At 33.4% G+C, this 6,214-nt stretch carries 7 protein-coding genes and 14 tRNA genes; 1 reads left to right on the top strand and 20 read right to left on the bottom strand.

The features are described from left to right. From AC2A1C_RS13725 to AC2A1C_RS13650, 16 genes are all read right to left on the bottom strand, one after another. A partial coding sequence (locus AC2A1C_RS13725; RefSeq protein WP_484026385.1) for a hypothetical protein occupies nt 1–211 on the bottom strand: 211 nt, incomplete at its 3' end. Nucleotides 212–329: 118 nt separating this feature from the next. Beyond that, nucleotides 330–815, bottom strand: coding sequence for a ribonuclease H-like YkuK family protein (locus AC2A1C_RS13720; protein ID WP_484026384.1), 486 nt, complete (start codon nt 813–815; stop codon nt 330–332). Between the two features lie 142 nt (nt 816–957). Next, nucleotides 958–1,028, bottom strand: a tRNA-Trp gene (locus AC2A1C_RS13715). Nucleotides 1,029–1,035: 7 nt separating this feature from the next. Beyond that, nucleotides 1,036–1,108: transfer RNA gene (locus AC2A1C_RS13710), tRNA-Gln, on the bottom strand. A 92-nt stretch (nt 1,109–1,200) separates the two neighbouring features. Then, nucleotides 1,201–1,273 (bottom strand) — tRNA-Phe (locus tag AC2A1C_RS13705). Nucleotides 1,274–1,365: 92 nt separating this feature from the next. Continuing rightward, a tRNA-Leu gene (locus tag AC2A1C_RS13700) sits at nt 1,366–1,439 on the bottom strand. Between the two features lie 8 nt (nt 1,440–1,447). After that, nucleotides 1,448–1,521, bottom strand: a tRNA-Leu gene (locus AC2A1C_RS13695). A 281-nt stretch (nt 1,522–1,802) separates the two neighbouring features. Further along, nucleotides 1,803–1,874 (bottom strand) — tRNA-Glu (locus AC2A1C_RS13690). An 81-nt stretch (nt 1,875–1,955) separates the two neighbouring features. Then, nucleotides 1,956–2,042: transfer RNA gene (locus AC2A1C_RS13685), tRNA-Tyr, on the bottom strand. Nucleotides 2,043–2,232: 190 nt separating this feature from the next. After that, nucleotides 2,233–2,314 (bottom strand) — tRNA-Cys (locus AC2A1C_RS13680). Between the two features lie 111 nt (nt 2,315–2,425). Further along, a tRNA-Asn gene (locus AC2A1C_RS13675) sits at nt 2,426–2,497 on the bottom strand. Between the two features lie 9 nt (nt 2,498–2,506). Next, nucleotides 2,507–2,580 (bottom strand) — tRNA-Ile (locus AC2A1C_RS13670). Between the two features lie 8 nt (nt 2,581–2,588). Next, nucleotides 2,589–2,660: transfer RNA gene (locus AC2A1C_RS13665), tRNA-Pro, on the bottom strand. 67 nt (nt 2,661–2,727) lie between these two features. After that, nucleotides 2,728–2,799: transfer RNA gene (locus AC2A1C_RS13660), tRNA-Asp, on the bottom strand. 133 nt (nt 2,800–2,932) lie between these two features. Continuing rightward, nucleotides 2,933–3,006, bottom strand: a tRNA-Lys gene (locus AC2A1C_RS13655). Between the two features lie 10 nt (nt 3,007–3,016). Then, nucleotides 3,017–3,089, bottom strand: a tRNA-His gene (locus AC2A1C_RS13650). A 949-nt stretch (nt 3,090–4,038) separates the two neighbouring features. Here AC2A1C_RS13650 and AC2A1C_RS13645 point away from each other — a divergent pair. Next, nucleotides 4,039–4,233 (top strand): hypothetical protein, encoded by a 195-nt coding sequence (locus AC2A1C_RS13645; protein ID WP_484026383.1) that lies wholly within the window; start codon nt 4,039–4,041, stop codon nt 4,231–4,233. Between the two features lie 58 nt (nt 4,234–4,291). On the opposite strand, the gene ribA is transcribed toward AC2A1C_RS13645, so the two are convergent. The 4 genes from ribA to AC2A1C_RS13625 are packed head-to-tail and all read right to left on the bottom strand — an operon-like array spanning nt 4,292 to nt 6,189. Then, entirely contained in the window at nt 4,292–4,897 is a 606-nt protein-coding gene (gene ribA / locus AC2A1C_RS13640; RefSeq protein WP_484026381.1) for a GTP cyclohydrolase II, read from the bottom strand. Between the two features lie 6 nt (nt 4,898–4,903). Next, the gene (locus AC2A1C_RS13635) at nt 4,904–5,368 is read right to left on the bottom strand and encodes a hypothetical protein (protein ID WP_484026380.1); all 465 of its coding nucleotides are present in this window, start codon (nt 5,366–5,368) and stop codon (nt 4,904–4,906) included. After that, on the bottom strand, nt 5,365–5,976 hold the full coding sequence (locus AC2A1C_RS13630; protein ID WP_484026378.1) for a DUF4254 domain-containing protein: 612 nt from the start codon (nt 5,974–5,976) through the stop codon (nt 5,365–5,367). The genes AC2A1C_RS13635 and AC2A1C_RS13630 overlap by 4 nt, the downstream gene beginning before the upstream one ends. Nucleotides 5,977–5,988: 12 nt before the next feature. Beyond that, nucleotides 5,989–6,189, bottom strand: a complete 201-nt coding sequence (locus AC2A1C_RS13625; RefSeq protein ID WP_484026377.1) for a twin-arginine translocase TatA/TatE family subunit — start codon at nt 6,187–6,189, stop codon at nt 5,989–5,991. Nucleotides 6,190–6,214 lie beyond the last annotated feature (25 nt).

Below are 6,214 nucleotides of genomic sequence, written 5' to 3'. Positions count from 1 at the left end.
AGGATTCTCTTTCTTTTACAGCGCCTGTGTTTTTACTTCCGTAATTTCCTTCGAGCTGTTTAGTGGCGGGATTTAAGTCACCCCAAGTTGCCGTTTTTCCCGTGTAAAGCGGTTCTACGAAATACGTGATTTCTGTGACGGAAGATTTTACAATGAATCTTCCTGTTTCATCAGTGTTCATAAGGAATCTTTGTAGTACTTCTCGTCTCATAATTCTTATTTTTTAAAGGTTTAACATTTTTTTATTTTCTTAGATGGAAGCTAGATGCAGAAAGTTTATATATGTTTTCAAAAAACTTCCATCTTCCTTCATCCCGCTTCCAGCTTTATTATACCATCATATCAGCACAATTGGAACTTGCGAATGCATAAGGTTTTGCTTTGAATACATATCCCATTCCCAGAATGTATCCCATTGCGTCTTTCAAAGCGACGTTGGATTTGAAATCAGGATCGGTATTAATGTCTGCATGCACCTCCATTTCCACACCATAAGCGTCCAAAACAGAGCAGATTGCATAAGCTATTTCTACGGATTTGTTCACTTCGTTCAGCATACGTTCTTTGATACTGATAGTCTGTATTTCTCTTTCTTTTCTGATAAAGGTAAACGCTCCTTTTCCTTCTCGAATAAAGACAACTGCCGTAGCATAATTAATAGCATCACCATAAACGTGAGAGTCTGAACCCACACATACTTTCAGTCGGTGTCCATTTGCCTGTTCGCGGATGATGGCTTCTTCTACCAGCTGTGTGATAGAGTTATGGAAAATTTTCCCTGTCATGTTTTGCCATACTTGTTGTTGCGTTTCCATTTTTTCTACATGTTTTAAGTTTGTTTTATTTAATTTGTTAATCAATTAATTGTAAAATGTCAATCTTTAAATTCATTATTGACCGTTCACTTTTTTTGCACTCCAAACTGGATTGTTCATATCCTTGTTTATTTGGCTTTTGCACTCCGAACTGGACTCGAACCAATACCATCAGTTTTGGAGACTGAGATGCAGCCATTACACTATCGGAGTAGTTTTGTTGATTCACTAGGACTCGAACCTAAACTACAAGAGTCAAAGTCTTGTGTGCTGACCAATTACACTATGAATCAGTTTTTATTATAATTGATAAAATGATGAGCGATAATTGATTTATTTCCCAGATTAATCATTTATCATTAATGACCTATCAATTATATTTTCGTGGAACAGACAGGAATCGAACCTGTACCTTTAGTTTTTCAGACTAACGTGCAGACCTGCTACACCACTCTTCCAAGTTTTTATAAATGATAATTGATAAGTTATAAATGATTCTAACTGTATATTTTCGTCAATTATCATTAATGATTTATCAATTACATTTTTGTACCTCTCCCCAGATTCGAACTGGGACTTTACGGGGTTTAAAGCCGTTTTCTCTGCCAATTGGAATAGAGAGGCAATTGTTGTACGGAAAGAGGGATTTGAACCCTCAAAACCTTGAGCCTAAATCAAGTGCGTCTGCCATTTCCGCCATTTCCACAAGTTTTTTATAAACGATAATTGATAAGAGATAAATGATTTTAAAGCATAGCGTTTTCATCAGTTATAATTTATCGTTCAGCATTTATAAAATTAGGTCTGAGAAAAGCTTGTCTATATTTATAAACTATGCCTGTAATGTTTTTGTAAAGATCTTCTGCGCTTGACAAACCTTTCCCTTTCCATTTAAACCTATTTTTTATATAAAAGATGATTGATTATTGATGACTGATTTTCTGACACTTAATAAATTTCTTTTATCTTTTATTTTTTATAAATTTGTACTCTATAAGGGAATCGAACCCTTGTTTTCTGCTCGAAAGGCAGACGTCCTGACCGTTAGACGAATAGAGCAATTTGAAACCACTATCAGGAATCGAACCTGAACAACAAGAGTACATTTCCTGCATGCTGCCATTACATTATCAGCGGTTTTGGTGGAAGTAGCAGGATTCGAACCTTCTCAGCAATGATGCAACAGATTTACAGTCTGCCCCGACTCTCCAACTTCGGCGTACTTCCGGTTTTTTGATGTTAGTTGCTGGTTGATAGTTTTTTGGATCATTTTATATCTCTAACTTCTAGCTTCTAACATTTAATTTCTCATTTGAAGAAAAACAAAGTCTGTCTTAATTTTTAGTTTGATATAAGAACTTCTGCGCTCGACAAACTTTTTCTTTTTCTTCGGAACTAATCTCATTTTAGTTATTTGAGATGGTTATGGGATTCAAACCCACTCAGCTTATGCAACGGTTTTGCAGACCGCCCCGACTCTTCCACTTCGGCGAACCATCATTTTGAGTAAAGAAAAGTTTGTCTATTTTATATCGGTTTTGGCGTAAAGATCTTCTGCTCTTGACAAACCTTTTCTTTTCTCTTTGAAACAATTAACATTTAGTTATCTGCGATTCCGGAAAGACTCGAACTTTCAACTTCTGGTTTAACAGACCAGTGCTCTACCATTGAGCTACAGAATCTTTTTTTTGTAATTTCGGAAGGACTTGAACCTTCAACCTTCGGTGTATCAGACCAATACTCTAACCAATTGAGCTACGAAATCATTTTTTGTCTGGAAAATAGGATTCGAACCTATGACCTCCCGCGTCCAAGGCGGGTAAACAACCACCGTTATCTTTCCAGTTTTGAGATTCACTTCAAATTTCTTTCCCGAGAGACAGTCGGATCTGAAATTTTTTGTAAATCTTTGCGGTCTATGCGAGAATCGAACTCGCAGTCCCCGAGAGACAGTCGGGAAGGTTAACCATTACCTCAATAGACCTTTGTGATTCCGAGAGGATTGTTCATGAATTTCATATTTTATTTATGGTATTCACGAATACTTCGTATTTCGAACCTCTATATTTGGTTTAGAAGACCAACATTCTGTCCTGTTGAATTACGGAACCTTTTTGTAATCCCAGAAAGATTTGAACTTTCAACCTCCGGTTTAAAAGACCGGTGCTCTAACCAATTGAGCTATGAGATTTTTTAACTTTGGGTATCTTCGGGGATCGAACCCTGTTCTCCGGTGCCACAAACCGACGCTTTACCAAATAAGCTAAAGAAACCATAAAAAAAGCGCCTCTTTTTGGGAGGCGCTTTATATTTAGACGTACCAGATCATGAGAGACCTACGTATATAAGCACCTTTTTTTCACAAATTCACTATCAAGAAGAATAACACAAGCATATCCTTTCCACATCGGTTCTGTACCGTGTTGTCTTGAATATAAATTTGATATATTATGTAATTGTTTCATTTTATTTTCTTGTTTTTTAAAGATTTTTTTTGAAAGGTTGAAAACTTGTTGCTTTCAATTTTCGGTTGCAAAGTAAATATGATTTTTTTTAACCTGCAAACTTATTTTTGATTTAAATATTTGAAAATCAATAATTTACAATCAATTTTTAGAATAAAAAATTTCTGTCCGCAATATTTTGCAGATTCTCTAAATACCTAAATGACTGTCTCTCATCGGGTTACTTATCACTCTTTATTTTCTTATTAATTGTTCATTTTTGTTTAAAAATTTTTCAGTTTTATGGTTGTTTTTTTTCATTCTAAATAATTTCTGCTCTAAAAACACAAAAAAACGCCTCGACAATCGAGGCGTTTTTGCAATATTTTGATAAAATTTTTACGGGTTTACAGTAAATAATTTTCAAAGCAAGCACATTTCGCCTCATTACATATCATCCAATCATATCCGAATAATCCTTTTATTGAAGGGCTTTCGCATAGATTTACATTGATATGTGCTCTTTGTTTTGTCATAATTTTCTGGATGCAAAGATAATTTTTTTCTGGATATTATTTAAAATTTTACTAAAGTTTGCGAATTTCAAAAATAATATTACTTTTGCAATCGAATTTTCAAAAAATGAAAACAGTAAAAAATATTTTCTCAGTAAATGGAGCTATCCGAGCAGTGTATTCGGGTAGTACAAAATATTTTTCTAAATAGTCTGGTTTTATTTCACTAATAAATCAAAAGCCTTTCTGTTTAGAAAGGTTTTTTTGCATTATTCCGCAGGAATTTATTCCATCTGTAAAAGGATTTTGTGGATTTTTGTAGCAGAAGTTCCACTGAGCAATACGTTTGGATATATTTCTGATTTGAGGACTTTAACGAGCGGACGTGCAACTATCAGTATGAAAGTTTCACACTATGCTTTGGTTCCTGACTTTGTAGCCGAGCAACTTTTGAAATAGAGAAACCGCCGAGAGGCGGTTTTGTATTTTGTAAAATATTCTTTTTGAGAGATTTATATTAATCATTAATTTCAGTTTCATCTTCCAAAAGATGTCCGAAATATTCTTTTTTAGTTTTAAGATATTCTTTACTGTTTTCATTAGACTTCATCTGTAAAGAAATTCTTTTATTAAGTTTGATGTTGCTTGATTCAACGTATTTTAACTTATCAGGATTATTGGTGAGAAGATTAATTTCTTTAACACCTAACTGCTGAAGTATCTCAATAGCAACATCAAATTTTCGATCATCCGCAGGAAGTCCCAATTCTAAATTAGCTTTTACGGTATCAAGTCCCTTTTCCTGAAGTGCATATGCTTTTAATTTATTAATGATTCCAATATTCCGACCTTCCTGTCGAAGATATATAATAATTCCACCATTTTCCTGTATATATTGCATTGCTGCATCCAATTGTTGTCCGCATTCACATTTTTTGGAATGAAATACTTCACCAGTAATACATTCCGAATGAAAACGAACATTTATAGGTTTTGAAAAATCAGTATTTTCTGCTACGAGTGCTAATTGTGGTATCCAATCATTTTCATTTTCTGAAAAAGCAATTATTCGAAAGTTGCCATATTCTGTAGGCACATTAGATTCCGCCTGTTTTTTTATCATTGTAAGTTAATCGTTAGTAGTAATTGTGTCCTTTTTATGCTGACTTTCCAGAATATTCATATTAGTTTTTATGCGTACTAAATATCTATTAAGAACTTCAGCTTCTTCAAAATTAAGATATGATTTCAATTTTTGAAGTTTTTTATAGGATTTTTGGTAATTGATGTATGCTTTTTCCATACCGCGAACATTATAAACTTCTAAGCCGCCAATATAATCCTTTAGAAAATATTTAAGTTTTGAAGCTTCAGTATTTACGGCATCATTTTTAAATTTTGGAAGGGTGGAAATAAGATTGGTAATTTCAGCAGCGTAATTAATTTGATCAACTCTTTCAGTGAAATTTGTATTACGATATTTGTTTGTACTATCATCCAATCCGGAAACAGGAGAAAGATTAATCTTTTCCGCATTACAAGAAATAAAACTTATAAGAATGAGTACAATGCCAAAAATTATCCTTTTATTCATTTCTGCTGACTTTGATAAAGGATTGGGTTAAGACTTTCATCGTTATACATTTTCATTTGTTTGTATATTTTCATTCTAACCTTACCGTTTTCAATATCAGTCAATAATTGATTTATAGCATTACTTAAGTCGATTTTTTGCTCAAGTAGAACATTTAATTTATCTAAACATTTATTTCGGTGTTCTTCACTTGCTGAAGCACGATGAGCTTCAATAGACATGTGATAAATTTTAAGAGCCAAAATCGAAAGACGATCTACTGCCCAAGCGGGAGTTTCTGTATTGATTCTTGCCTCTTCATCCGAAGAAATATTTTTGTATCGATTCAAAAACCATGCGTCAATAAACTCTACTAAATCGGTACGTTCCTGATTTGATTTATCAATTCTTCTTTTGATTTTCAGAGCTTCGTGTGCACTTATGTTTTCATCACGAATAATGTCTTCTAAATGCCATTGAACGGTATCAATCCAATTCTTAGCATACAAAAAATGTTCCAAATTGTTTTCCTCAAAAGGGTTTTTAAGAGGTGCATCTACATTATCCGCTACATGATAATCCTCAATAGCTTTTTGAAAAACTGACCAAGCTGTTTCAGCAAAAGACATTCTACTTAATTTTTAATTAGAAGGATTTTGATTATTCTGATTTTCAGTACTTTTTTTATCATCTTCCTTTACAGCATCTTTAAATTCCTTGATTCCGGAACCCATTCCTCTCATCAGTTCAGGGATTTTTTTACCTCCGAAAAGGATTAAAAGAATAAGTACAACAATAAGTAAATGTTGCCAAGAAAGTGATAGGATTGTTAATGTTTCCATTTTAATTTTTTTGCAAAATTAAGTA

The organism is Chryseobacterium sp. HNCC26DJ241 (assembly GCF_057180505.1).
Note: the sequence above shows the minus strand (reverse complement) of the source record. Positions and strands in the feature narration are given on the sequence as shown.